At 59.2% G+C, this 24,835-nt stretch carries 24 protein-coding genes and 1 pseudogene; 15 read left to right on the top strand and 10 right to left on the bottom strand.

Going from position 1 to position 24,835, the window contains the following annotated elements; all coding sequences use genetic code 11:
* Nucleotides 1-17 precede the first annotated feature (17 nt).
* From ptsP to JQ848_RS17915, 6 genes are all read right to left on the bottom strand, one after another.
* A complete protein-coding gene (gene ptsP / locus JQ848_RS17940) occupies nucleotides 18-2,534 on the bottom strand; it encodes a phosphoenolpyruvate--protein phosphotransferase (RefSeq protein ID WP_202210992.1) in 2,517 nt (838 codons plus the stop codon).
* Nucleotides 2,535-2,570: 36 nt separating this feature from the next.
* Nucleotides 2,571-3,581, bottom strand: a complete 1,011-nt coding sequence (locus JQ848_RS17935; RefSeq protein ID WP_160628436.1) for an SIS domain-containing protein — start codon at nucleotides 3,579-3,581, stop codon at nucleotides 2,571-2,573.
* A 13-nt stretch (nucleotides 3,582-3,594) separates the two neighbouring features.
* On the bottom strand, nucleotides 3,595-4,692 hold the full coding sequence (nagA, locus tag JQ848_RS17930) for an N-acetylglucosamine-6-phosphate deacetylase (protein WP_003440214.1): 1,098 nt from the start codon (nucleotides 4,690-4,692) through the stop codon (nucleotides 3,595-3,597).
* 27 nt (nucleotides 4,693-4,719) lie between these two features.
* Nucleotides 4,720-5,451, bottom strand: a complete 732-nt coding sequence (locus tag JQ848_RS17925; RefSeq protein WP_003440215.1) for a GntR family transcriptional regulator — start codon at nucleotides 5,449-5,451, stop codon at nucleotides 4,720-4,722.
* Nucleotides 5,452-5,733: 282 nt separating this feature from the next.
* Nucleotides 5,734-6,300, bottom strand: a complete 567-nt coding sequence (locus JQ848_RS17920; RefSeq protein WP_003440216.1) for a L,D-transpeptidase family protein — start codon at nucleotides 6,298-6,300, stop codon at nucleotides 5,734-5,736.
* Between the two features lie 35 nt (nucleotides 6,301-6,335).
* Nucleotides 6,336-6,893, bottom strand: coding sequence for an NUDIX hydrolase (locus JQ848_RS17915; protein ID WP_003440217.1), 558 nt, complete (start codon nucleotides 6,891-6,893; stop codon nucleotides 6,336-6,338).
* Between the two features lie 144 nt (nucleotides 6,894-7,037).
* Here JQ848_RS17915 and JQ848_RS17910 point away from each other — a divergent pair, with 144 nt between their 5' ends.
* The 5 genes from JQ848_RS17910 to purT all read left to right on the top strand — a co-directional run bounded on the left by JQ848_RS17910 (nucleotide 7,038) and on the right by purT (nucleotide 10,345).
* A complete protein-coding gene (locus JQ848_RS17910; protein ID WP_003440220.1) occupies nucleotides 7,038-7,640 on the top strand; it encodes a CoA pyrophosphatase in 603 nt (200 codons plus the stop codon).
* Between the two features lie 40 nt (nucleotides 7,641-7,680).
* The gene (locus JQ848_RS17905) at nucleotides 7,681-8,202 is read left to right on the top strand and encodes a gamma carbonic anhydrase family protein (RefSeq protein WP_003440222.1); all 522 of its coding nucleotides are present in this window, start codon (nucleotides 7,681-7,683) and stop codon (nucleotides 8,200-8,202) included.
* Entirely contained in the window at nucleotides 8,202-8,408 is a 207-nt protein-coding gene (locus JQ848_RS17900) for a DUF1289 domain-containing protein (RefSeq protein ID WP_003440224.1), read from the top strand. The genes JQ848_RS17905 and JQ848_RS17900 overlap by 1 nt, the downstream gene beginning before the upstream one ends.
* A gap of 204 nt (nucleotides 8,409-8,612) precedes the next feature.
* Nucleotides 8,613-9,089, top strand: coding sequence for a 7-cyano-7-deazaguanine/7-aminomethyl-7-deazaguanine transporter (locus tag JQ848_RS17895; protein WP_003440227.1), 477 nt, complete (start codon nucleotides 8,613-8,615; stop codon nucleotides 9,087-9,089).
* A gap of 74 nt (nucleotides 9,090-9,163) precedes the next feature.
* Nucleotides 9,164-10,345: a formate-dependent phosphoribosylglycinamide formyltransferase gene (gene purT / locus JQ848_RS17890; protein WP_003440230.1), complete on the top strand. Its 1,182-nt coding sequence runs from the start codon at nucleotides 9,164-9,166 to the stop codon at nucleotides 10,343-10,345.
* Between the two features lie 70 nt (nucleotides 10,346-10,415).
* On the opposite strand, the gene JQ848_RS17885 is transcribed toward purT, so the two are convergent.
* From JQ848_RS17885 to JQ848_RS17875, 3 genes and pseudogenes are all read right to left on the bottom strand, one after another.
* Nucleotides 10,416-11,732 (bottom strand): MFS transporter, encoded by a 1,317-nt coding sequence (locus tag JQ848_RS17885; protein WP_003440231.1) that lies wholly within the window; start codon nucleotides 11,730-11,732, stop codon nucleotides 10,416-10,418.
* Between the two features lie 278 nt (nucleotides 11,733-12,010).
* Nucleotides 12,011-12,700: pseudogene (locus JQ848_RS17880) on the bottom strand (transporter associated domain-containing protein); the annotation flags it as partial.
* Between the two features lie 201 nt (nucleotides 12,701-12,901).
* Nucleotides 12,902-13,714, bottom strand: coding sequence for a cytochrome C assembly family protein (locus JQ848_RS17875; RefSeq protein WP_003440240.1), 813 nt, complete (start codon nucleotides 13,712-13,714; stop codon nucleotides 12,902-12,904).
* A gap of 208 nt (nucleotides 13,715-13,922) precedes the next feature.
* On the opposite strand from JQ848_RS17875, the gene ffh reads away from it, so the two are divergent.
* The 6 genes from ffh to JQ848_RS17845 all read left to right on the top strand — a co-directional run bounded on the left by ffh (nucleotide 13,923) and on the right by JQ848_RS17845 (nucleotide 18,013).
* Entirely contained in the window at nucleotides 13,923-15,299 is a 1,377-nt protein-coding gene (gene ffh / locus JQ848_RS17870) for a signal recognition particle protein (protein ID WP_003440242.1), read from the top strand.
* A 249-nt stretch (nucleotides 15,300-15,548) separates the two neighbouring features.
* Complete coding sequence (rpsP, locus tag JQ848_RS17865) at nucleotides 15,549-15,800, top strand: 30S ribosomal protein S16 (RefSeq protein WP_003440261.1); 252 nt, start codon at nucleotides 15,549-15,551, stop codon at nucleotides 15,798-15,800.
* A 5-nt stretch (nucleotides 15,801-15,805) separates the two neighbouring features.
* A complete protein-coding gene (rimM, locus tag JQ848_RS17860) occupies nucleotides 15,806-16,345 on the top strand; it encodes a ribosome maturation factor RimM (protein ID WP_003440264.1) in 540 nt (179 codons plus the stop codon).
* Nucleotides 16,346-16,347: 2 nt separating this feature from the next.
* Nucleotides 16,348-17,100 (top strand): tRNA (guanosine(37)-N1)-methyltransferase TrmD, encoded by a 753-nt coding sequence (gene trmD / locus JQ848_RS17855; protein WP_003440270.1) that lies wholly within the window; start codon nucleotides 16,348-16,350, stop codon nucleotides 17,098-17,100.
* 45 nt (nucleotides 17,101-17,145) lie between these two features.
* Nucleotides 17,146-17,496, top strand: a complete 351-nt coding sequence (rplS, locus tag JQ848_RS17850) for a 50S ribosomal protein L19 (protein ID WP_003440273.1) — start codon at nucleotides 17,146-17,148, stop codon at nucleotides 17,494-17,496.
* A gap of 94 nt (nucleotides 17,497-17,590) precedes the next feature.
* The gene (locus JQ848_RS17845; RefSeq protein ID WP_003440275.1) at nucleotides 17,591-18,013 is read left to right on the top strand and encodes an acyl-CoA thioesterase; all 423 of its coding nucleotides are present in this window, start codon (nucleotides 17,591-17,593) and stop codon (nucleotides 18,011-18,013) included.
* Between the two features lie 38 nt (nucleotides 18,014-18,051).
* Here the strand turns inward: JQ848_RS17845 and JQ848_RS17840 are convergent, their stop codons facing one another.
* Nucleotides 18,052-19,851, bottom strand: coding sequence for a cation:proton antiporter (locus JQ848_RS17840; RefSeq protein ID WP_010655981.1), 1,800 nt, complete (start codon nucleotides 19,849-19,851; stop codon nucleotides 18,052-18,054).
* 120 nt (nucleotides 19,852-19,971) lie between these two features.
* Between JQ848_RS17840 and xerD the strand changes: the two genes are divergently transcribed.
* The 4 genes from xerD to thrC all read left to right on the top strand — a co-directional run bounded on the left by xerD (nucleotide 19,972) and on the right by thrC (nucleotide 24,704).
* The gene (gene xerD, locus JQ848_RS17835) at nucleotides 19,972-20,868 is read left to right on the top strand and encodes a site-specific tyrosine recombinase XerD (protein WP_003440282.1); all 897 of its coding nucleotides are present in this window, start codon (nucleotides 19,972-19,974) and stop codon (nucleotides 20,866-20,868) included.
* A gap of 147 nt (nucleotides 20,869-21,015) precedes the next feature.
* Nucleotides 21,016-21,747 (top strand): thioredoxin fold domain-containing protein, encoded by a 732-nt coding sequence (locus tag JQ848_RS17830; RefSeq protein ID WP_003440287.1) that lies wholly within the window; start codon nucleotides 21,016-21,018, stop codon nucleotides 21,745-21,747.
* 136 nt (nucleotides 21,748-21,883) lie between these two features.
* On the top strand, nucleotides 21,884-23,188 hold the full coding sequence (locus JQ848_RS17825; RefSeq protein WP_003440289.1) for a homoserine dehydrogenase: 1,305 nt from the start codon (nucleotides 21,884-21,886) through the stop codon (nucleotides 23,186-23,188).
* 106 nt (nucleotides 23,189-23,294) lie between these two features.
* On the top strand, nucleotides 23,295-24,704 hold the full coding sequence (gene thrC, locus JQ848_RS17820) for a threonine synthase (protein WP_202210991.1): 1,410 nt from the start codon (nucleotides 23,295-23,297) through the stop codon (nucleotides 24,702-24,704).
* Nucleotides 24,705-24,835: the final 131 nt, after the last annotated feature.

Raw genomic sequence — 24,835 nt, 5'->3', positions numbered from 1 at the left:
CGTTGTTTTTGTTGTTGTCAGTCGGAAAGCGGCCAGTACTGATGACAGGCCTCGCGTACAGATTTTGCGTTGCTCATGTTCAGCAGTTTCTGGCTCAGTGTTTGACACATTCCGGCGTCCAGCTGGCGGACCCTGGCCTTGATTTCACCGATTTGCAGCGGGCTGACCGACAGCTCGCGAACCCCCAGGCCGATCAGCACCGGGGTGGCCAGAGGGTCGCTGGCCAGTGCACCGCATACGCCTACCCAGCGTCCGTGCTTTGCCGCACCGGCACAGGTATGGGCGATCAGGCGCAGCAGCGCCGGATGCAGGGCATCGACCCGTGAGGCCAGCCCTGCATGGTCGCGGTCCATGGCCAGGGTGTACTGCGACAGGTCGTTGGTGCCGATGGACAGAAAGTCCGCGTGCTCGGCCAATTGTTCTGCCATCAGGGCCGCTGCCGGCACTTCAATCATCACCCCCAGTTCCGGGCGCTGGCTCAGGCCCATTTCACCGCGCAAGGCCTCCAGGCGACGGCGGATATGCAGCAGCTCGTCGACCTCGGTGATCATTGGCAACAAGATGCGGCAGCGTTGTACCGGGCTGACCTGCAGCAGGGCGCGCAGTTGCTGATCGAGGATGTGCGGATGCATCTGTGCCAGGCGGATGCCGCGCAGGCCCAATACCGGATTGGCTTCGGCGGGCAGCGGCAGATAATCAAGTTGCTTGTCGCCGCCCACATCAATGGTGCGAATGATCACCGGCTTGTCACCCATCGCATCGACCACGCCCTGGTAGGCCGCAATCTGCTCCTGTTCATTGGGAGCAGTGCTGCGATCGACAAACAGGAACTCGGTGCGCAGCAGTCCGACGCCATCTGCGCCATCGGCATGGGCGCCGGCCGCTTCGTGGCTGGAGGCAACGTTGGCGGCAATTTCGATCTGCAGGCCGTCACCGGTCACTGCCGGTTCGTGGGCGTGCAATTGCTGCCGGGCAAAGCGTTGCTGACGGGCGAGAATGCTGTTTTGCACCTGTTCGATGCGTTCGGCGCCGGGGCTCAGTTCCAGGCGGGCGCTGTCGGCGTCGAGAATCACCTGTTGTCCGGCCGGCAAGTCCAGCAACCCTGAGCCCAGGGCCACCAGGCAAGGCAGGCCTTTGCCCCGGGCCAGAATCGCGACATGGGAGGTGGCCCCCCCTGCGGCCATGCATAAACCGGCAACTTGCTGCGCGCTGAGCATCAGCAGGTCGGAAGGGGTCAGCTCGTGTGCGGCAACAATGGCTCCGGGCGGCACCTGGCACTGGGCACTTTCCCCCAGTAATGCTCTGAGAACCCGTTGTTGCAGGTCGTGCAAGTCGTTGGAGCGTTCAGCCAGCAGGGTATTGCCCAGTTGCTGCAGAATCGCGCATTGCTGCTCGATCGCATCACTCCAGGCGTGGGCCGCATTGCGGCCATGGGCGATGGCGCCGTGGCTGGCCTGCAGCAGCTCGCTGTCTTCGAGCAAGGCCAGGTGAGTGTCGAAAATGGCTTCTTCGTCGAGGTTACCCTCGGCCCGGGCCTGGATCAGGGTCCGGCGGATCTCGGCGCGCACCTGCTCCAGCGCCGAATGCAGCGCCTGCATTTGCTCCTCGGGGAGGTGATTGCCGAGGTCGGGTGGCAGTTGCACGGTGCTTAAAAAATACAGCGCACCACTGGCCAGGCCGGGGGCCGCACTCACTCCGTTCAATTGTCCTTCTTGATTGATGGGGCGATCGACGGCCGGCAGCACTTTCAGCGTGGCGGCGGCCGGTCTGACCTGATCTTTGGCCAGTGCGGCCAGAATGGCCTGCAGCGCGGCGTCGGCATCCTCGCCGGCACAGCTGACTTGAACTTCATCGTGCTCGCTGATGCCCAGGGCCAGCAGCCGGACAATACTGTCGCACGGAGCCGAATTGGCGCCGATGTGCAGCCGGCAAGTGCTTTTGAAACCCAGTGCTGTTTGCCGTATCAGCGCAGCCGGACGCGCATGCAGGCCACCGTGGTGAGTTATGCGCACGCTGCCTTGGGCCTGCCCCTGAGAACTGTCGGTCGCGGTAACGGCGGCCTCGATCTGGCGCGCGGCTATCTGCAGCAGTGGCTCGCCGGCCACGGCGGTGTCGTGTTGCAGCAGTTGCAGCGCGAACCGATCGCCATTGGTCAGCACCAGCAGGCTGATCAGGCTGGTGCAGCGCTGGGCGATGTAATCGGGGTCGAAGCGTACCAGGGGCTGGCCGTTGCTGATCTGCTCGCCGTTTTCCACCAGCAGTTGAAAACCTTCGCCCTGTAGATCAAAGGTGTCCAGCCCCACATGCAAAAGCACCTCGGCGCCATTATCGGCACGCAGGGTCAGGGCATGGGCGGTCTTGGCCACGTGCACGATCACCCCGTCACAGGGCGCATACAAACAGTCGTTCAATGGGTCGATGGCAATCCCGTCGCCCATTACGCCGCTGGAAAATACTTCATCCGGCACCAGGGCGAGTTTGATGATCGGCCCGCTGAGCGGCGCACTGAGGGTGAGCTTTTTATTATTGTGCATGGCGCGATACTCATTAAACCTGCGGGGGAAGACAACTCAGTGGGTACGGGTCACTTTGCTCAGGAACCGTGGCTGATCCGGGTCCAGCCCCCGGGCCTCGGCCAGACCGGCAGCCATCACGTAGAAACTTTGAATGGCCAGGATCGGGTCCAGATCCGGGTGTGCCGCCTGGCTCAACGTCAGGTCGCGCTCGGCCACATCATCCGGGGCCGCCAGCAGCACCCGGGCGCCGCGCTGGCGCATGTCACGGGCCAGGGTCAGCAAGCCCGCCTGTTCCACACCCCGAGGAGCGAAAATCAGCAACGGGTAGTCTTCTTCGATCAGGGCCATAGGGCCGTGGCGCACTTCGGCACTGCTGAAGGCTTCGGCCTGCAGGGTCGAGGTTTCCTTGAATTTGAGCGCGGCTTCCTGGGCGATGGCAAAGCCCGCGCCCCGGCCGATCACCAGCAATCGCTGGGCATCGCGCAGGGTCTCGATGGCTTTGCTCCAGTCCTGGGTGCAGGCGTCGCGCAAGTCGGCGGGCAGCAGGTGGCCGGCTTCAAGCAGGGCTTTATCATTGGCCCAGTGCGCAACCAGGCGGGCACTGGCACTCAAGGTGGCGATAAAGCTTTTAGTGGCTGCGACGCTGATTTCGGCGCCGGCACACAAGGGCAAGCTGTAGGCGCAGGCGGCTTCCAGTGGTGTGTTTTCGGCATTCACCAGCGCCACGCTCAGTGCCCCGCGTTCGCGCAACAGGCTCAGGCTGTCGATGATGTCGGGGCTCTGGCCGGACTGGGAAAAGGCAAATACCGCCTGGCCCTGCACCCGCAGCGGGGACTGGCGCAAGGTCACCACTGACATCGGCAACGACGCCACGGGCACGCCCACATGCTGCATGGTCAGGTAGGCAAAGTAACTGGCGGCATGGTCGGAGCTGCCACGGGCCAGGGTCATGGCTACGTCGGGCGGGCTGGCCCGCAGGTCGCGGGCAAGGTCGATCAGGCGCGACTCCAGGTTGAATAGTTGACGTTCCACCGCTTCGCTCGCGGACCGGGCCTCTTCCAGCATTTTTGACGGCTTGTTAGAAGACAAGTGCTTCCCCTTCGACCATGACAGCGGTGAGATTCAATGAACGGTCCAGGCGCACGCAGTCGGCCCAGCTACCGGGCTGCAAACGCCCGCGTTCGGTAATGCCGAGGTAGTCGGCCGGGTACTGCGACAGGCGTTGCGAGGCTTCGGCCAGTGGCAGGCCGATTTTCACCAGGTTGCGCAGTGCCTGATCCATGGTCAGCGTGCTGCCCGCCAGCGTGCCGTCTGCCAGGCGTACGCCGCCCAGGCATTTGGTGACGGTGTGGCTGCCCAGTTGGTACTCGCCATCGGGCATGCCGGTGGCTGCAGTGGAGTCGGTGACGCAATACAGGCACGGAATCGCACGCAAGGCTGCGCGAATGGCGCCGGGATGCACGTGGAGCAAGTCGGGGATCAGTTCGGCAAAACGCGCATGGGCCAGGGCGGCACCCAGAATGCCGGGCTCGCGGTGATGCAGCGGGCTCATGGCGTTATACAAATGGGTGAAGCTGGTGGCGCCCGCATCCAGTGCGGCCACGCCTTCTTCATAACTGCCCAGGGTATGCCCCAGCTGCATGCGAATGCCCCGGGCGCTCAGGGCGCCGATCAATTCGATATGGCCGGCGATTTCAGGCGCGATGGTGATGACTTTGATCGGCGCCAGACTCAGGTAGTCCTCGACTTCGGCCATCAGCGCGGTATGGGCGAAGTTGGGTTGAGCGCCGAGTTTGCCGGGGTTGATAAACGGACCTTCGAGATGCACCCCCAGTACCCGGGCGCAGCCGGCCGGCCGTTGCTGACAAAACTCGCCGAGGGCACCGAGCACGCGGCTGATCTCGTGATTCGGCGCGGTCATGGTGGTGGCCAGCATTGCCGTGGTGCCGAAGCGCAAGTGGGTGCGGGCGATGGTGTCGAAGGCCGGTGCGCCTTGCATGATGTCTTTGCCGCCGCCGCCGTGCACATGCAGGTCGATAAAACCGGGCAGCAGGTAAGGCAAGTCGTTGTCGGCCGGGTCACAAGGGCTGCCCTGGATGCCGAGGACTTTGCCGTTCTCGTGCAGCAGGCGGCCGCGGACCCAGCCTTGGGGCGTGAGGATGTTGTCTTCGGACATGTACAGCCCTCCGGGCGTGTTGTCGGGTCAGCGGCGCAGTTCGGCCACAAAATCGTAGAAATCGTTACGGCAGTAGGTATCGGTGACTTCGATGGGGGTGTTGTCTTCGAGGTAGCCGACCCGGGTCATCAGCAGCATGGCGGCCCCGGGTTCGATCCCCACCAGGGCGGCAAACTCTGCGCTGGCGTTGATCGCCTGAATATGTTGCAGGGCGCGGACCACCGGTTTGCCGATGCTGTCCAGATACTCGTACAGCGAGTCGCCAAGCACCTGCGGCTGCGGGATCAGGGAAGCGGGCAGGGCGCTCATTTCGATGGCCATGACCGTGTCATCGGCTTTGCGCAGGCGCTTGAGGCGCGCGACTTTATCCGTGGGGGACAGCGCCAGGCGGATCAGCTCTTCATGGGTCGGCTGGGTGATTTCCCGCTGTAACCACTGAGAGCCAGGTACGAAGCCCTTGAGCCGGAGCATTTCGCTGAAACTGGACAGCCGCGACAAGGGTTGCTCAAGGCGCGGGGTGATGAAGGTTCCGGAGCCCTGGCTGCGGCGGATCAGGCCTTGTTCGAAGAGAATTTCCAGGGCTTTGCGGGCCGTGACGCGAGACAGGCCCAGTTGTTCGCTCAGGCTGCGCTCCGAAGGCAGCGCCTGCTCGGCTTTCCAGACCCCGGCATGGATCGCGGACTCCAGGTTGCGGGCCAGTTGCAGGTACAACGGCGTGGCCAGACGGTCATCCGGGCGCAGGTCGGCGAGGGTGGTCATAGGGCTGTTCATGGTGGTGGATCCGATGCGGTTATTGGAGTTTTGTCGCCCGGTAATGGCGCGAAAGTAATACCACTTCAATACCAAGTCAACGCATGCTCAGGCGCGTTTCCCGCCGAAAACAGGGTGTTTGGCCGTTGAGATTTTATTTGGTGTTTAAGTGGTATTAGGAGTGCGCTGAAGGCGCCGAGATGCTGCGGGCCCGTTCGGGCCCGGCGACAGGTAAAGGTATTAGGAGTAGGCGGGAGGGCGTAACGGGGACAAAAGGTAATTTATTTTTGCTTAAGGCCGGATTTCAACCAGAGTGCCGTCCTTGACCAGGCTCCAGACTTCACGCATTTCGTAGTTTTTCATCGCGATACAGCCATCGGTCCAGTCCAGGGTATGGAACAGCTCTTCGGGATTCTCTTCGGAGTCCGGCGTACCGTGGATCATGATCATCGACCCGGGGTTCAGGCCTTGGCGCCGGGCTTGGGCCGCGTCACTGACGTTGGGGTAGTTGATATGCATCGCCAGGTTGAACTTGTCGCTTTTTTTGCGCCAGTCGACCCAGTAAAGGCCCTCCGGGGTGCGTTTGTCGCCCTCCTGCAGTTTTGGCCCCTTGGGTTGTTTGCCCAATGAAATGCGGTAGCTCTTGATCGGTTTGCCATCGCTGATCAGCTGCAGCTTGCGGGCCGACTTGAGCACCAGGATTTTTTCGATTTTTTGCCCGGCTTTGATCGTCTGTGTTGACTGGGCCGGTTTGAGGACCTGATTTTTATCGACGGGTTTGCCATTCACGGTAATGACAACGGAAGCTTGGCAAGTAACAGCAAACGACAGGCAGAGGGCAGCGAGCAACCAACGCATTAGAGGGATATTCCTGAATTACACGGCAAACAACATTATTGTTGGGGTTTGGTCAGGCCGGCCAGAGGCGCCACGGCCTCGCTGCGTACGGGGTAGAGGTTACCCGGGCGGTCGGCGAAAAAGCATTCTAAGGTACGGCTGACCGTGCGAAAAGCCAGCTCTGACCAAGGGATGTCGGCTTCATCGAAAAGCCGCACTTCAAGGCTTTCTTCACCTGCGGCAAAGTCCGGTGTCAGCAGTTCGGCGCGGTAGAACACATGTACCTGGTTGATGTGGGGTACATCGATCAGGGTATAGATAGCCAGGTTTTCGACCTTGGCACAGGCTTCCTCGAGGGTTTCGCGGCGAGCGGCCTGTTCAACGGTCTCGCCGTTTTCCATAAAGCCGGCAGGCAGTGTCCAGTACCCTTTGCGCGGCTCGATGGCGCGTCGGCACAGAAGCACCTGAGTGCCCCAGGTGGGCAGGCACCCGGCAACAATATTGGGGTTCTGATAATGAATGGTCTGGCAGTGGTCGCAGACATAGCGCAGGCGCGAATCGCCTTGTGGGATATGCTGGCTGACAGAATGACCGCACTGGCTGCAAAATTTCATGCTGGGTTCTCTGATAAGGCGCTTATCTTGAGGCTGAGTCGGGCTGGCGGCAAGTGCCGCGGTGGTTGCTGCGACACTGCGGGGCTTGGGTGCCCGGTGCGATTTGGTGCATGATGCCCGATAAGTGACGGATCGAGATGACCTATGCTGGACGAGCTGCTTGGCCGTGTGAGCCGCTATACCCCACGGACTCTGGAAACAGATCGGCATTTTCCCGAGGCGGCAGTATTGCTGCCGGTGACGCGCAGTGCTGAACCCGAACTGATTCTGACCCTGCGTGCCAGCGGGCTGTCGACCCATGGTGGTGAGGTGGCTTTCCCAGGCGGGCGGCGCGATCCTGAAGACCCGGATCTGATCTTTACCGCTCTGCGTGAGGCCGAAGAAGAGATCGGCCTGCCGCCGGGCCTGGTGGAGGTGATCGGTCCCCTCAGCCCCTTGATCTCGTTGCACGGTATTCGCGTAACCCCCTATGTCGGACTGGTACCTGACTACGTTGAGTATCTGGCCAACGATGCCGAGATCGCTGCGGTGTTCAGCGTGCCGCTGGAGTTCTTCCGCCAGGACCCGCGCGAGCATACCCACCGCATCGATTACCAGGGCCGCAGCTGGTATGTGCCGAGTTACCGTTTTGGCGTGTACAAGATCTGGGGGCTGACGGCGATCATGATCGTCGAGCTGATGAACCTGCTCTACGACGACGTCAATATCAGCCTGCATACTCCGCCTGAACGCTTTATCAATATTTAGAGCTGTCAGCAGACAGCCGCTCAGCCTTGAGGACACTCCCATGAAATATCGCTTGGGCGACTCGCTCGTCGAAACCCATCCCGACAGCTGGACGGCCCCCAACGCCACCCTGATCGGCAAGGTACGGCTGCAAGAGGGTGCCAGCGTCTGGTTTAACGCTGTGTTGCGTGGCGACAACGAACTGATCCTGATCGGTAAAAACAGCAACGTGCAGGATGGCGCCGTCATGCACACCGACATGGGCTACCCATTGACCCTGGGCACCGGCGTGACCATTGGCCATAACGCCATGCTGCATGGCTGCACTGTGGGTGACTACAGCCTGATCGGTATCAACGCGGTGATCCTCAATGGCGCAAAAATCGGCAAGCATTGCATCATCGGCGCCAATTCGCTGATCGGTGAGGGCAAGGAAATCCCCGATGGTTCGCTGGTCATGGGCTCGCCCGGCAAAGTGGTGCGCGACCTCACCGACGAGCAGAAAAAACTGCTGGAAGCCAGTGCGGCGCACTATGTGCACAACGGCCAGCGTTATGCCCGTGACTTGCAGGTGCAAGAATAATGAGTGATACAGAACGCCCGGTGGCCTCACCCTGCGTGAATATTTGCGCGCTGGACGACGATGATCTGTGCACCGGCTGCCAGCGTTCGGTGGCCGAAATTACCCGTTGGAGCCGCATGACCAATCCTGAGCGCCGTGAGGTGCTGGCGTTGTGTCATGAACGCGCGAAATCCAGTGGCATGGTGTGGACGGTGGGCAGCCTGTAGTCCCTGCCGCAGGCTGCGATATACCCTGTGGGCGCTGGCTTGCCCGGGATGCAGGCAATGGGCACTTCGAGGCTGACTGCGGGGCTGTAAATCCCCGGCAAGCCGGCTCCCGCGGTCGAACTGTCCAGCCTCGGTGTACACGCTACAAAATCAGGCATGACTCAAGTACCCTGTGCGCCTTATTCAGAGGTATCACCAGGTCCCATGTTGTTTCTAATCGCTTATATCGCCAGCGTCGTGCTGATCAACTACGCGTTTTCGACGGCGCCGCACCTCGATATCATCTGGTCGGCCTGGGGCGGGCTGGTGTTCGTGCTGCGGGACATGGTGCAAATCCGCTTCGGCCACGGCGCCATTCTGGCCATGCTGGCGGCGCTGGTGCTGTCGTACGTCACCTCTGATCCCTCTATTGCCCTGGCCAGCGCTACCGCGTTCGCTGTATCGGAGTGTATTGACTGGCTGGTGTTCTCCATCACCAAGCGCCCGTTGCATGACCGGTTGTGGATCAGCTCTGCGCTGAGCATCCCCCTTGATACCTTTATCTTTTTCGGCATGATCGACGCCTTTACCCCGGGCGTGATCCTCACTGCCATGGCCTCCAAGTTCGCCGGTGTCACCTGCGTATGGCTGGCCATGGCCTGGCGTCTGCGCAAAGCCGCTGAGCGCTCGCGGATCATGTAAAATGCCGGCCTTTCTTCCCAGCAGGCGCAAGCGTTGCGAGCGCCTTCGATGATTTGCTTCCTTGAGGACCTGAAATGACCCGTATCGGAACTCCACTGTCGCCTACCGCGACCCGCGTAATGTTGTGTGGCTGCGGCGAGCTAGGCAAGGAAGTCGTCATCGAATTGCAGCGTCTGGGGGTCGAAGTCATCGCTGTCGATCGCTACGCCAACGCCCCGGCCATGCAGGTGGCGCACCGTAGCCACGTGATCAACATGCTGGACGGTGCTGCCCTGCGTGCCGTGATCGAGCTGGAAAAGCCGCATTTTATCGTTCCGGAAATCGAAGCCATCGCCACTGCGACCCTGGTCGAGCTGGAAGCTGAAGGCTTTACCGTGATCCCTACGGCCCGTGCGACCTCGCTGACCATGAACCGCGAAGGCATTCGCCGTCTGGCGGCTGAAGAGCTGGACCTGCCAACTTCGCCGTACCACTTTGCCGACACCTTCGAGGATTACAGCAAAGCGGTGCAGGATCTCGGTTTCCCGTGTGTGGTCAAGCCGGTCATGAGCTCGTCGGGTAAAGGCCAGAGCCTGCTGCGCAGTGCCGACGATGTGAAAACCGCCTGGGACTACGCTCAGGAAGGCGGACGGGCGGGCAAGGGCCGGGTCATCATCGAGGGCTTTATCGACTTCGATTACGAAATCACCTTGCTCACCGTACGCCATATCGGCGGCACCACGTTCTGCGCTCCGGTTGGTCACCGCCAGGAGAAGGGCGATTACCAGGAGTCCTGGCAGCCCCAGGCCATGAGCCCGATTGCACTGGCTGAGTCTGAGCGTGTGGCCAAGGCCGTTACCGAGGCGCTGGGTGGCCGTGGTCTGTTTGGAGTCGAGCTGTTCATCAAGGGCGATCAAGTGTGGTTCAGCGAAGTTTCGCCGCGCCCCCATGACACAGGTCTGGTGACCCTGATTTCGCAGGATTTGTCGCAGTTCGCGCTGCATGCGCGGGCGATTCTGGGGTTGCCGATCCCGTTGATCCGTCAGTTCGGACCCTCGGCATCGGCAGTGATTCTGGTGGAAGGGCAGTCGACCCGCACCGCGTTCTCCAACCTGGGAGCGGCCCTGAGCGAGCCGGATACCGCCTTGCGTCTGTTCGGCAAGCCCGAGGTCAATGGCCAGCGCCGCATGGGCGTGGCACTGGCCCGGGATGAGTCGATTGAAGCGGCACGGGCCAAAGCGACCCGTTCGTCCAAGGCGGTTGTCGTAGAGCTATAACCCCCCCGCAACAACCTGTTGTAGGAGCGAGCTTGTTGTACAGCTCGCGAGCAAGCTCGCTCCTACAGGTTTAGATGACCTTGTTCAGGTCTGCCTCTCTGGTTTCCTTCAAGCACAGTACAGCGATCAGGCTGAGCACCGCTGCGCCTGATACATAGCCGCCAACCCAGCTCAGACCGCCCATGCTCACCAGTTTCTGGGCGAAGAACGGTGCGGCCGAGGCGCCGACAATGCCCCCCAGGTTGTAGGCCGCCGATGCGCCGGTATAGCGCACGCGGGTGGGAAACAGTTCAGGCAGCAGGGCTCCCATCGGAGCAAAGGTCACCCCCATCAAGAACAGCTCGATGCACAGAAACAGTGCCACCCCCCAGGTCGTGCCATGGGTGAGCAATGGCTCCATCAGAAACCCGGACAAAACTGCCAGTATGCCGCCGACAATCAATACCGGTTTACGTCCGTAACGGTCGCTGGCCAGGGCTGACAGTGGGGTGGCCGCGGCCATGAACAGCACGGCAAAGCACAGCAGGCCGAGGAACGTTTCTCGGGTGTAGCCCAATGTCGAAACGCCATAGCTGAGTGAAAATACGGTCGAGATGTAGAACAGTGCATAACACACCACCATCGACGCAGCGCCCAGCAGCATGGGTGCCCAGTACTGGCTGAAGAGCTCGACGATCGGCATCTTCACCCGTTCGTGCTGGGCTACGGCCTTGGCGAAGACCGGTGTTTCTTCCAGTTTGAGACGCACATACAGGCCGACCATCACCAGGGCGGCACTCAGCAGGAACGGGATGCGCCAGCCCCAGGAGCGGAACTGTTCATCACTCAGGGTCAAGGCCAGTGCCAGAAACAGGCCGTTGGCTGCGAGAAAACCAATCGACGGACCCAGTTGCGGAAACATGCCGAACCAGGCGCGCTTGCCTTTGGGGGCGTTTTCGGTGGCCAGCAAAGCTGCGCCGCCCCATTCCCCGCCGAGCCCAAGCCCTTGGCCAAAGCGCAGCACGCAGAGCAGGATCGGTGCCCAGGCGCCAATGGTGGCGTAGCCCGGCAAAACGCCGATCAGGGTGGTACACACCCCCATCAACAGCAGGGAAGCGACGAGGGTGGACTTGCGTCCTACCCGGTCACCGAAATGGCCAAACAGAAATGAACCCAGCGGGCGTGCGAGAAAGGCTATGCCGAAGGTCAGGAACGCCGACAGCATCTGTGCTGTGCCGGATGTCTGCGGGAAAAAGACCGGGCCGATAACCAGCGCGGCGGCGGTGGCATACACATAAAAGTCGTAGAACTCGATGGCGGTGCCAATAAAGCTGGCTGTAGCGACACGGGCTGTGGAGTTGGCCGGCTTCTCGGGCGAGGCTTCGCTGTAGGTGGTGCTGGTGGTCATGCGCATATCCCTGACAGTTATAAGCTCGTTGACCTTTATCAGCCTTGGCGGCGGACAGGGCAGAGCGTTTTTTATGGTCGTTTGGCCAGTGGGGGCAAATGCCAGTCAGTCAGGCGAGCGCAGTCTCAAGCGGGGAGATAAACCGGTGGGAACTGCTCAGCCAGCTCCCACTGAAGATATGCGGTGTTTTAATCGACTGGCTTTACCCCGCAAGCGGGGTGTAAGCGGAAATGATTATAGGGAGGCCTGTTCGAATGTAACAAGACCTTACGCGGCGATTAAACCGCGGGTTTGACGCTGTTGTGCCAGATCAGTACGCGGCTGACGCGGTTTTCTTCGGTTTCGAGAATTTCCAGGCGATAGCGGCCGATCTTCAGGCAAACAGTGGTTTCGGGAATGGTTTCCAGTGCTTCGGTGACCAGCCCGTTAAGGGTTTTCGGACCGTCGCAAGGCAGGTGCCAGCCCAGGGCCTTGTTCAGTTCGCGGACCGAGACTGCGCCATCAACCACAAAGCGTCCGTCGGGCAGGGGATCGATCAGCGGGTTATCGATGTTTTGCTCGTCCTCGAACTCACTGACAATCTCTTCGAGGATGTCTTCCAGGGTCACGATTCCCAGTACTTCTCCGTACTCATCGACCACGACGCCCAGTCGGCGTTGTTGCTTGTGGAAGTTGAGCAGCTGCAGTTGCAGGGGCGTGCTTTCAGGAACGAAGTAGGGCTCGGTGCAGACGGCCAGCAGCGCTTCCTTGGTGAGGCTGGCATCCGTCAGCAGGTGCTGGACGTGGCGGGTATTGAGGATGGCTTCGACCTGGTTGATGTCGTTATGAAACACCGGCAGGCGTGTGCGCTTGGTCTGGCGCAGTTGCTCGATCAGATCTTCGATGGAGTCGTCGAGGTTCAGGCCTTCGACTTCGCTGCGCGGGATCAGGATGTCGTTGACCGTGATGTTGTCCAGCGCATGGATGCCGGAGAGCAGTTGCGGCCGGCTGGCGGAGAGTTCGTCGTCTTGCTGGGCAGGTGTGTGGCGCGTCTGCGGCACCTCGGCACGAAGGACCTTCCTGTTGTTTGTGCCCCATAGAAAACCGGCGAACAGCCCGGCTGCTGCGATCAAAAATGCCAGAACTGCCAGCATCGGCCCGGGGGGCAAGCTATCCATAATCATCGCCCGTCAGATATGCAGAATGTATTCACGAACCAGCTTGCTGCCAAAGTAGGCCAGCATCAGCAGGCAGAAACCGGCAAACGTCCAGCGTATGGCTTTGTGTCCGCGCCAGCCGAGGTGGTGACGCCCCAGCAGAAGTACGCTGAATACGATCCATGCCAGGCAGGCCAGCAAGGTTTTATGGACCAGATGCTGGGCAAATAGATTGCCCAAAAACATCCAGCCGGAGATCAATGACAGTGACAGCAGCGACCAGCCGGCCCACAGGAAGCCGAACAGCAGGCTTTCCATGGTTTGCAGGGGCGGGAAGTTCTTGATCAGGCCTTTGGGGTGCTTGTTCTTGAGCTGGTAGTTCTGCAGGGTCAGCAGCAACGCCTGAAACACCGCGATGGTGAACATGCCATAGGCCAGGAGCGATAACAGGATGTGGGCGAGGATGCCGGGTTCTTCATCTATTACCTGAACCGTACCGGGCGGGGCGAACTGCGACAGCAGCACCGTGAGCATTCCCAGCGGGTATAGAAGCAGCAACAGGTTCTCGACGGGGATCCGGACACATGCCACCAGCGTTACGCCAATGACTGCTGCGGCAATCAGGCTGGCAGCACTGAAGAAGTCCAGTTCAAGACCCGCCGGGGTCATCAGGTGGGTGAACAGGCTCATGGCGTGGGCGATTACGGCGAGAATGCCGAGTGTCACCAACAGGCGTTTGTTCGCCTTTGCGCCTTGGCGCAGGCAAGTGCCTTGATAGAGGGTCGCAGCGGCATATAAACAGGCGGCGGCGAGGCTGGGTAGCAAACTCGGTGACAAGGGGAGCATAAATCCTGTTAGGCAAGCCCGAAAGGGCTGAGTTTGGCATACAACCGCCCATGCACGAAAGACTACATAAGCCGACGGCAAGGTGTCGTATGCGGCCAGTCTTCGCTATAATCCGCGACCTGCCCACGCCGCAGGCTCGCCGAGCATCAGTTTTACACGGGCTGGGCCGCAATAACCCCGGTCTACTTTGGGCCTGAAAGGATCGCGCATGTTTGAAAATTTAACCGATCGTCTCTCGCAGACGCTGCGCCATGTTACCGGCAAGGCCAAGCTGACCGAGGACAACATCAAAGACACCCTGCGTGAAGTGCGCATGGCGTTGCTGGAAGCCGACGTGGCTTTGCCAGTGGTCAAGGACTTCGTCAACGCGGTCAAAGAGCGCGCTGTCGGCACTGAAGTGTCGCGCAGCCTGACGCCGGGCCAGGCGTTTGTGAAGATCGTCCAGGCCGAGCTTGAAAGCCTGATGGGTGCTGCCAACGAGGACCTGGTCCTCAATGTCACGCCGCCTGCAGTAGTTTTGATGGCCGGTTTGCAAGGTGCGGGTAAAACCACCACCGCCGGCAAGCTGGCGCGCTTCCTTAAAGAGCGCAAAAAGAAAACAGTGATGGTGGTCTCGGTCGACGTTTATCGTCCTGCGGCAATCAAGCAGCTGGAAACCCTGGCGGCGGAAGTGGGGGTTACGTTCTTCCCGTCCGATATCAGCCAGAAGCCGGTGGCCATCGCGCTGGCGGCCATTGCTGAAGCCAAGCTCAAGTTCATTGATGTAGTCATTGTCGATACCGCGGGTCGTTTGCATATCGACGCCGAGATGATGACCGAAATCCAGGAACTGCACGGCGCCGTCAAGCCGGCAGAAACCCTGTTTGTGGTCGACGCCATGACCGGCCAGGATGCCGCCAATACGGCCAAGGCCTTTGGCGATGCGCTGCCGCTGACCGGTGTGATCCTGACCAAGGTTGACGGCGATGCCCGTGGCGGTGCGGCATTGTCCGTGCGCTCGATCACCGGCAAGCCGATCAAGTTCATCGGTATGGGCGAGAAGAGCGACGCTCTGGAACCGTTCCACCCGGATCGTATCGCTTCGCGCATTCTGGGCATGGGCGACGTGCTCAGCCTTATCGAACAGGCCGAACAGACCCTCGATAAAGACAAAGCCGACAAACTGGCGAAGAAACTCAAGAAAGGTAAGGGCTTCGATCTCGAAGACTTCCGCGATCAGCTGCAACAGATGAAGAACATGGGCGGCCTTGGCGGCCTCATGGACAAGCTGCCGAACATGGGTGGCGTGAATCTGGCGCAAATGGGCAACGCCCAGGGCGCGGCAGAAAAGCAGTTCAAGCAAATGGAAGCCATCATCAACTCCATGACTCCGGCCGAGCGCCGTGACCCTGACCTGATCAGTGGTTCGCGCAAACGTCGTATTGCCATGGGTTCCGGCACCCAGGTGCAGGACATCGGTCGCTTGATCAAGCAGCACAAGCAGATGCAGAAAATGATGAAGAAGTTCTCCGCAAAAGGCGGAATGGCCAAAATGATGCGCGGCATGGGCTCCATGATGCCTGGTGGTGGCATGCCGAAAATGTAAATTACCTGCCTGAGCGCTCGCGCTTGGGCGACTCGCAGTGATGCGAGATACCCGGCAAACCCGCACGTGCGGGAGCCGACCTGTCGCCATTCGTGGCGGCCTTATAGCAAATCTTTATGGCATGTCGACTAGGCGCCAGAAAAAGACATTTGCAAAAGTCCGGATATTCCTTAGAATATGCGGCCTTTCGGGCACCTATGCCCGCTGTGCATTTAGATTTGCAGCACCGACTACAGGAACGATGTTCACATGCTAACAATCCGTCTTGCCCTTGGCGGCTCCAAAAAGCGCCCGTTTTACCACTTGACCGTTACCGATAGCCGTAACCCACGTGACGGTTCCCACAAGGAACAAATTGGCTTCTTCAACCCGGTTGCCCGTGGTCAGGAAGTTCGTTTCTCCATTAAAGAAGACCGCCTCGCCTACTGGTTGGGTGTTGGTGCACAAATGTCTGAGCGCGTTGCTCAGCTTGTGAAAGAAAACGCTAAGGCTGCGGCCTGAGCAATATGAGCGTGACGCCTGATCTTGCTGATGATTTGATCGTTATCGGCAAAATTTATTCAATTCATGGCGTTCGCGGCGAAGTGAAGGTTTATTCCTTTACGGATCCAATTGATAACCTGTTGGACTACAAAAAGCTGACGCTTCGGCGCGGTAATGAAGTACGACAGGCAGAGCTGGTCAGTGGCCGTTCTCATAACGGCAAGTTTCTGGTCGTGAAGCTCAAAGGTCTTGATGATCGTGACGAAGCTGGTCTTCTGCGCGAATTCGAGATCTGCGTGCCACGCAACCTGTTTCCTGAACTGACCGATGGCGAGTACTACTGGTACCAGCTGCAGGGTCTTAAAGTGACCAACCTCGAAGGGCAATTGCTCGGCAAGGTTGTTGATCTGATGGAAACTGGCTCGAACGATGTCATGGAAGTCAAACCTTGCCCAGGCAGCCTGGATGATCGTGATCGCTTGTTGCCCTATACAGAGCAATGTGTGTTGAGCATCGACCTGGAAGCTGGCGAGATGAAGGTGGATTGGGATGCGGACTTCTAAGCGTGGCTAAATTGCGCGTAGAAGTGATCAGTTTGTTTCCCGAAATGTTTTCCGCCATCAGCGACTACGGCATCACTAGTCGTGCGGTGAAACAAGGGCTGTTGCAGCTCACCTGTTGGAACCCGCGTGACTACACAACGGACCGGCATCACACTGTGGACGATCGCCCATTTGGCGGTGGTCCGGGCATGGTGATGAAGATCAAGCCTCTGGAAGATGCACTGGTTCAGGCCAGAGAAGCAGCCGGAGAGGCGGCGAAGGTAATTTACCTGTCGCCCCAAGGCCGTCAACTGAATCAGTCGGCGGTACGCGAACTGGCGAATGAGGAAGCATTAATCCTCATTGCAGGTCGCTATGAAGGCATTGACGAGCGTTTTATAGATGCTTATGTCGATGAAGAGTGGTCGATTGGTGACTATGTACTTTCCGGTGGCGAGCTGCCGGCGATGGTTCTGATTGATGCGGTTACACGACTGCTGCCTGGAGCTTTAGGGCATGCGGACTCCGCGGAGGAAGATTCCTTCACGGATGGTTTGCTGGATTGCCCGCACTACACCCGACCGGAGGTGTATGCGGATCAGCGTGTTCCCGACGTATTGCTTAGTGGCAATCATGCACATATCCGGCGTTGGCGTTTACAGCAGTCCCTTGGGCGGACCTTTGAACGACGCGCCGATCTTCTGGAAAGCCGCTCGCTTTCTGGAGAAGAGAAGAAGCTGCTCGAGGAATATATCCGCGAGCGGGACGATAGTTAACAACGTATCGATGGTAGATCAGACGATCTACCTTAGGAGCACAGCATGACTAACAAAATCATCCTTGCACTCGAAGCAGAGCAGATGACTAAAGAGATCCCTCCTTTTGCCCCGGGCGACACCATTGTCGTTCAGGTGAAAGTGAAGGAAGGCGATCGTTCGCGTCTGCAAGCTTTCGAAGGTGTAGTGATTGCCAAGCGTAACCGTGGCGTGAACAGTGCTTTCACTGTTCGTAAAATCTCCAACGGTGTTGGCGTAGAGCGTACTTTCCAGACCTACAGCCCGCAAATCGACAGCATGGCAGTCAAGCGTCGCGGTGACGTTCGTAAAGCCAAGCTGTACTACCTGCGTGACCTGTCCGGTAAAGCAGCTCGCATCAAGGAAAAACTGGCTTAAGTCCAGCTTCCCGATGCAGAAAAAAGCAGCCTTCGGGCTGCTTTTTTGTGCCTGAAATTTGTCAGTTTTTTGTTTGGTTGCAGGTAGTAAAATCATGGCTTCGCGTGAGCAAGAGATTCAACGTCGTACCGAATTGTCCGTAACCCGTATTACTAAAGCGGTATTCCCGTCCACCACCAATCATCACAACACCTTGTTCGGCGGCACTGCACTGGCCTGGATGGACGAGGTCTCGTTTATCGCCGCGACCCGTTTCTGCCGTTTGCCGCTGGTGACTGTGTCCACCGACCGGATCGACTTCAACCACCCGATTGCGGCCGGCTGCATAGTCGAGCTGATCGGGCGTGTGGTTAAAGTCGGCAATACCAGCCTCAAGGTTGAGGTTGAGGTGTATGTCGAAAGCATGAGCTGTGATGGTCGCGAGCTGGCGATCCAGGGCCTGTTCAGCTTTGTTGCCATTGATGATGACAAGCGCCCGGTACCGGTATTGCCAGGCTTTGCCCGGCAAGGCGAGTAATAACCAACACAGGTTGGAGCCAGCCTGGCTCCAACAGGCTAGGCGTCCTGCCTGATCAAGGCCAATAGCGTCCAGCCGGCTCCCGGCTTCAAATCGCTGTCTGGCGTCACCACATGCACCCAACTGTTGTGGTCGCGGGCAAACAGCAGTGTGGCGCGCTCGCCATGCAGGGCCTGGTAATCCTCCCAAGTGAAGTTTTCAGTCAGCTGAGTGCTGTATATCTCGGCACCGTTGTGCAGTTCACTGGCCAGTTGGGTATAGGTCAGGACCGGGTTGCCCAGTGATTGCCCGCGATGCTCATGACTGGCGCGATGTTTGTCGGTGCGGCGGATTTCCTGACCACTGGCCAATGTATACAGGCGCCTGGGGCCAAATTCATGGCGAAAGCGGATTGCGGCCAGGGTATTGAGCTCACCCGATGGCGACAGCGCAAGCAGGTGCCCGAGGCCCACCAGGTCCAGATGCACCTCGGCGTGTTGCGAGGCCGGGTTGCCAAAGTAGGTCGGCAGGTTCTCCATGCGCGCTGCGCGGATATTTTCCCAGTTGGAGTCGGTCAGCAATACGCGACTGCCCAGTTGTTGCAGGGCTTTGCCAATGGCCCGGGCCGGACCGTTGGCGCCGACGATCAGAAAGCCGCTGGGGGCTGGCTCGGCGACCTTGAGCAGGCGTGCCAGGGGGCGAGCGGTAGCACTCTGCAGCACAACGGTGCCAATGATCACGGCAAACGTCAGTGGCACCAGCAACAGCGCCCCTTCATGTCCGGCCTGATCCAGGCGAATTGCAAAAATGGCCGACACCGCCGCCGCAACAATGCCCCGCGGTGCGATCCAGGCCAGTAGCGTGCGCTCACGCCAGTTGAGTTTTGAGCCGAAAGTCGATAGCAGTACGTTCAGCGGGCGAGCAATGAATTGAATGATCAGCAGCAACACCAGCACCACGGGCCCCAGCGCGATCATGGCATGCAGATCCAGGCGTGCCGCCAGCAAAATGAACAGGCCCGAAATCAGGAAAATACTCAGGTTTTCCTTGAAGTGCAGAATGTTGCGTACATCAACGCCCTTCATATTGGCCATCCATATGCCCATCAGCGTGACGGCCATCAGTCCTGACTCATGCATCACCGTATTGGAGGCAATGAATATGGCCAGCACTGTCGCCAGTGTGGCCAGGCTGTGCAGGTATTCGGGCAGCCATTGCCGGCGCAGGATATGCCCCATGACCCAGCCGCCCACGATGCCAAACAGGCTGCCGCACACAATCACTCCGCCAAAGGTCAGCAGGCTGTGGCTCAGGCCTTCGCCTGAAGCGCGGGTAATGATGAAGCTGTACACCACCACTGCCAGTAACGCGCCAATGGGGTCGATGACAATGCCTTCCCAGCGCAGGATATTGGCGATCGATGCCTTGGGTCGCACCACGCGCAGCATGGGCACAATCACCGTTGGCCCGGTAACCAGTGTCAGGGTGCCGAACAGCAGCGCCAGCAGCCAGTCAAAGCCCAGCAGCCAATGCGTGGCCAGGGTAATCACCGCCCAGGTCGAGAGGGCCCCGATGGTAACCAGGCGGCGCACTACGCTGCCTATTTCGCCCCATTCGGACAGGTGCAGGGTCAGGCTGCCTTCAAACAGGATCAGCGCCACTGACAGCGAAACCAGAGGCATCAGCAGAGGGCCGAACAGCTCTTGCGGATCAAGCCAGCCCAGAACGGGCCCTACGAGAATCCCGGTCAGGAGCAAAAACAGGATGGCTGGCAGTTTCAGGCGCCAGGCCAGCCACTGAGAGCCCAGGGCGGCGATGCCGATTCCTCCCAACGCCAGCAGAATCTGTTGTTCATTCATAAGGGGCTCCTGTGAGAACCTGTGGTTTATGGCATCAGCCAGCCATGAAAGACTAGCGGCCACTTTTGTAGTTCACCTTTTATTTATGCGCGGCCTGCGGGCTGCGCTTTTCGAGCGCCAATGCCTGCTATAGACAATCCACTTATCGACCGTTTCCTGGATGCCCTTTGGCTGGAAAAGGGGCTGTCGGACAACACCCGTGACGCTTATCGCAGCGATTTGGCGTTATTCAATGGCTGGTTGCAGGAGCGCGGTCTTGAGCTGGCCGGTGCCGGCCGCGAGCTGATTCTGGATCACTTGGCATGGCGCCTGGAGCAGGGTTACAAGCCTCGCTCCACAGCGCGTTTTCTTTCCGGAGCCCGTGGCTTCTATCGCTATTTATTGCGCGAAAAGCTGATTGCAGTCGATCCGACCTTGCAGGTCGATATGCCGCAGTTGGGCAGGCCGCTGCCCAAGTCCCTGTCAGAGGCGGATGTCGAGGCGTTGCTCGCCGCCCCGGATCTGGCAGAAGCCATTGGTCAGCGTGACCGGGCGATGCTCGAGGTGCTTTATGCCTGCGGCCTGCGGGTTACCGAGTTGATCAGCCTGACTCTGGAACAGGTCAACCTGCGTCAAGGGGTGTTGCGGGTAATGGGCAAGGGCAGCAAGGAGCGGCTGGTGCCAATGGGGGAGGAGGCGATTGTCTGGGTTGAGCGCTACATGCGCGATGCCCGCCATGAGCTGCTTAACGGCCGCCCCAGCGATGTCATGTTCCCCAGTCAGCGCGGTGAGCAAATGACCCGTCAGACCTTCTGGCACCGTATCAAGCATCAGGCTCAAGTGGCCGGGATCGACAAATCCCTGTCGCCCCACACCTTGCGTCACGCCTTCGCGACCCACTTGCTCAACCATGGTGCCGATTTGCGGGTGGTGCAGATGCTGCTGGGCCATAGTGATCTGTCCACCACCCAGATTTACACCCATGTGGCGCGTGCCCGCCTGCAAGAAATGCATGCCCTTCATCACCCCCGTGGCTGAGCTGTTTATAGATGCTTGCGTCGGCTGGAGTCGGCCACGCAAGCCAACTGTGGTAGGCTTTGCCGGTTAATAAAGCGCGCCGCCGGAATCCTTTTTTTCAGATCGTGATTTTCCGGTTTGGCCGCTTGTCCGCCCTCAGGAGTTCCCATGCGCGTGACCCGAATTTTTGCCGCCGCAGCCATTGCGTTGGTCAGTACCTTTTCTTTTGCCGATAGCGGTGCCGAACAAGCGATTCGCAAGAGCCTGGAAACGCTGCAACTGGATGTTCCGGTCGAGAGCATCAGCGCCAGCCCAATGGCCGGCCTGTACGAAGTCAAACTCAAGGGCAGTCGCGTGCTGTATGCCAGTGCCGATGGACAGTTCATCGTCCAGGGCTATATGTTTCAGCTCAAGGACGGCAAGCCGGTCAATCTGACCGAGCAGGCCGAACGCATTGGCGTCGCCAAGTTGATCAATGGTATCCCGGTGGCAGAAACCGTGGTTTACCCGGCAATCGGTGAAACCAAGTCGCATATCACGGTCTTTACCGACACCACTTGTCCGTACTGCCACAAATTGCACGCCGAAATCCCTGAACTGAACAAAATGGGGATTGAAGTGCGCTATGTTGCTTTCCCGCGTCAGGGCCTTGGCTCGCCGGGTGACAAGCAACTGCAGGCGGTCTGGTGTTCCACGGACAAGAAAGCTGCCATGGACAAGATGACGGATGGCAAGACGGTAGAGGCGCCTAAATGTGCCAATCCGGTTGCCAAACAGTTCGCCATGGGCCAGTCCATTGGTGTAAATGGTACGCCGGCGATTGTTTTGGCAGATGGCCAGGTCATTCCGGGCTATCAGCCTGCTGCGCAGGTTGGCAAGCTGGCACTCAGTGTTAAATAATCCTGCATCGTCACGGTAAGCCTTTGACGATCATGGCGGGGCGGTTCAGTGGCCCGGCTATTAATAGAGAACCGTGGCAGTCCACGGTTGTTTTCCACGGCCGACCTTGAGTCGGCCGTTTTATGGGGAGTTCAGCGTGAATCCGGTCAAAGTAGGTATCTGTGGGCTCGGGACCGTCGGTGGCGGCACCTTCAACGTACTAAAGCGTAACGCCGAGGAGATTGCCCGCCGTGCCGGGCGTGGTATCCAGGTTGCGCAAATTGCCATGCGTACGCCAAACCCTCAGTGCGACATTACCGGTACCCCCATTACCAACGATGTATTCGCTGTTGCGACCAACCCTGAGATCGACATCGTTATCGAGCTGATTGGTGGTTACACCATCGCTCGCGAACTCGTACTCCTGGCCATCGAAAACGGCAAGCACGTGGTTACTGCCAACAAGGCGCTGATTGCGGTTCACGGCAACGAAATTTTTGCCCGGGCACAAGAGAAGGGCGTGATCGTTGCGTTCGAAGCGGCAGTTGCTGGCGGGATTCCGGTGATCAAGGCCATCCGTGAAGGCCTGTCGGCCAACCGCATCAACTGGGTTGCGGGCATCATCAACGGTACGGGCAACTTTATCCTCACCGAGATGCGTGAGAAGGGTCGCACCTTTGAAGACGTGCTGACTGAAGCCCAGGCCCTGGGTTACGCCGAAGCCGATCCGACGTTTGACGTCGAAGGCATCGACGCCGCACACAAATTGACGATTCTGGCTTCGATTGCGTTCGGCATCCCGCTGCAATTCGACAAGGCCTACACCGAAGGCATCACCAAGCTGACCACGGCTGACGTGAATTACGCCGAGGCGCTGGGCTATCGCATCAAGCACCTGGGTGTGGCACGCAGTACTGCCAGCGGTATCGAGTTGCGGGTGCACCCGACACTGATCCCGGCTGACCGTTTGCTTGCCAACGTCAACGGTGTAATGAACGCAGTCATGGTCAATGGTGACGCAGCAGGCTCAACCCTGTTCTACGGCGCCGGAGCCGGCATGGAGCCAACCGCTTCGTCGGTGGTGGCAGACCTGGTGGACGTGGTGCGTGCGATGACCTCCGATCCCGAGAATCGCGTCCCGCACCTGGCCTTCCAGCCGGATTCGCTGTCCGATCACCCGATTCTGCCAATCGAAGCCTGCGAAAGCGCTTATTACCTGCGCATTCAGGCCAAGGACCATCCGGGCGTACTGGCCCAGGTGGCCAGCATCTTGTCGGAGCGCGGGATCAACATCGAATCGATCATGCAGAAAGAAGTTGAAGAACATGACGGTCTGGTGCCGATGATTCTGCTGACCCACCGTGTGCTCGAGCAGCACATGAACGATGCGATCGCAGCGCTTGAAGCACTGCAGGGCGTTGTGGGTCCGGTGGTTCGCATCCGCGTTGAGCATCTTATTTAATTAAGCAGCGGCAAGCGCCAGGCTGCAGGCTGCAAGTCAAGCCAATGCGCTTTTACTTGCAGCTTGTCGCCAGACGGCTTGCCGCTCAAACCGAAGGTTTGAAACCATGCGCTATATCAGCACCCGTGGCCAGGCACCGGCCCTGAACTTTGAAGATGTCCTGCTGGCCGGTCTGGCCAGCGACGGCGGTTTGTACGTACCGGAAAACCTGCCGCGCTTTACCCAGGAAGAAATCGCTTCCTGGGCCGGCCTGCCGTATCACGAACTGGCTTTTCGGGTCATGCGCCCGTTTGTCACCGGCAGCATTCCTGACGCCGATTTCAAAAAGATTCTCGAAGAGACCTACGGCGCGTTTTCCCACGCAGCTGTAGCACCACTGCGCCAGCTCAATGGCAACGAGTGGGTCCTGGAGCTGTTCCATGGTCCTACGCTGGCGTTCAAGGACTTTGCCCTGCAACTGCTCGGACGCTTGCTCGACTATGTGCTGGAAAAACGTGGCGAGCGCGTGGTTATTGTCGGCGCTACTTCCGGAGACACCGGGTCTGCGGCCATTGAAGGCTGCAAGCACTGCGAAAACGTCGACATCTTTATCCTGCACCCCAACAACCGGGTGTCCGAGGTACAGCGTCGCCAGATGACCACGCTGTTCGGCGACAACATCCACAACATCGCCATCGAAGGCAACTTCGATGACTGCCAGGAGATGGTTAAGGCCAGCTTTGCCGATCAGGACTTCCTCAAGGGCACACGCCTGGTGGCAGTGAACTCGATCAACTGGGCGCGGATCATGGCCCAGATCGTTTACTACTTCCACGCAGCCCTGCAACTGGGCGGCCCGCATCGCTCGGTTTCGTTCTCGGTGCCTACCGGTAACTTCGGCGATATTTTTGCCGGCTACCTGGCGCGCAACATGGGTTTGCCGATCAATCAGTTGATCGTTGCCACCAACCGTAACGACATTCTGCACCGCTTCATGAGCGGCAATCAGTACGCCAAGGACACCCTGCACGCGACCCTGTCGCCGTCGATGGACATCATGGTGTCCTCCAACTTCGAACGCCTGCTGTTCGATCTGCACGGCCGTAATGGCGCGGCAGTTGCGGGTCTGATGGAAGCCTTCAAGCAAACCGGCAACTTCAGCGTTGAAGATGATCGCTGGACCGAAGCGCGTCGTTTGTTCGATTCGCTGGCAGTCGATGATGAGCAAACCTGCGAAACCATCGCCCAGGTGTTTGCCGAAACTGGCGAAGTGCTGGACCCGCATACCGCTATCGGGGTCAAGGCCGCCCGTGAGTGCCGTCGCAGCCTGGATATTCCGATGGTTATTCTGGGCACTGCGCATCCGGTCAAGTTTCCTGATGCGGTAGAAAAGGCCGGTGTCGGGAAGGCGCTTGAGCTACCAGCGCATCTTGCTGATCTGTTTGCGCGGGAAGAGCGCTACACCGTTCTGACCAATGACTTGAAAGCCGTACAAGCTTTTGTCAGCCAGCATGGCAATCGCGGCAAGCCACTCTAAGTCTTGCGTATGTTGAAGCCCGTCATTTGACGGGCTTTTTTATTTGTGGCCGATAACGTGCTGCCGGCCCGGTCTGCCACCAAGAAGTTTCCTGTCGGTATTTAGGAATCATCCGATGTTTATTGCTGGCC

Origin of the sequence: Pseudomonas paraversuta (assembly GCF_904067025.1) — a bacterium.
In the GTDB taxonomy this organism is placed as follows: Bacteria; Pseudomonadota; Gammaproteobacteria; order Pseudomonadales; family Pseudomonadaceae; genus Aquipseudomonas; species Aquipseudomonas paraversuta.
Note: the sequence above shows the minus strand (reverse complement) of the source record. Positions and strands in the feature narration are given on the sequence as shown.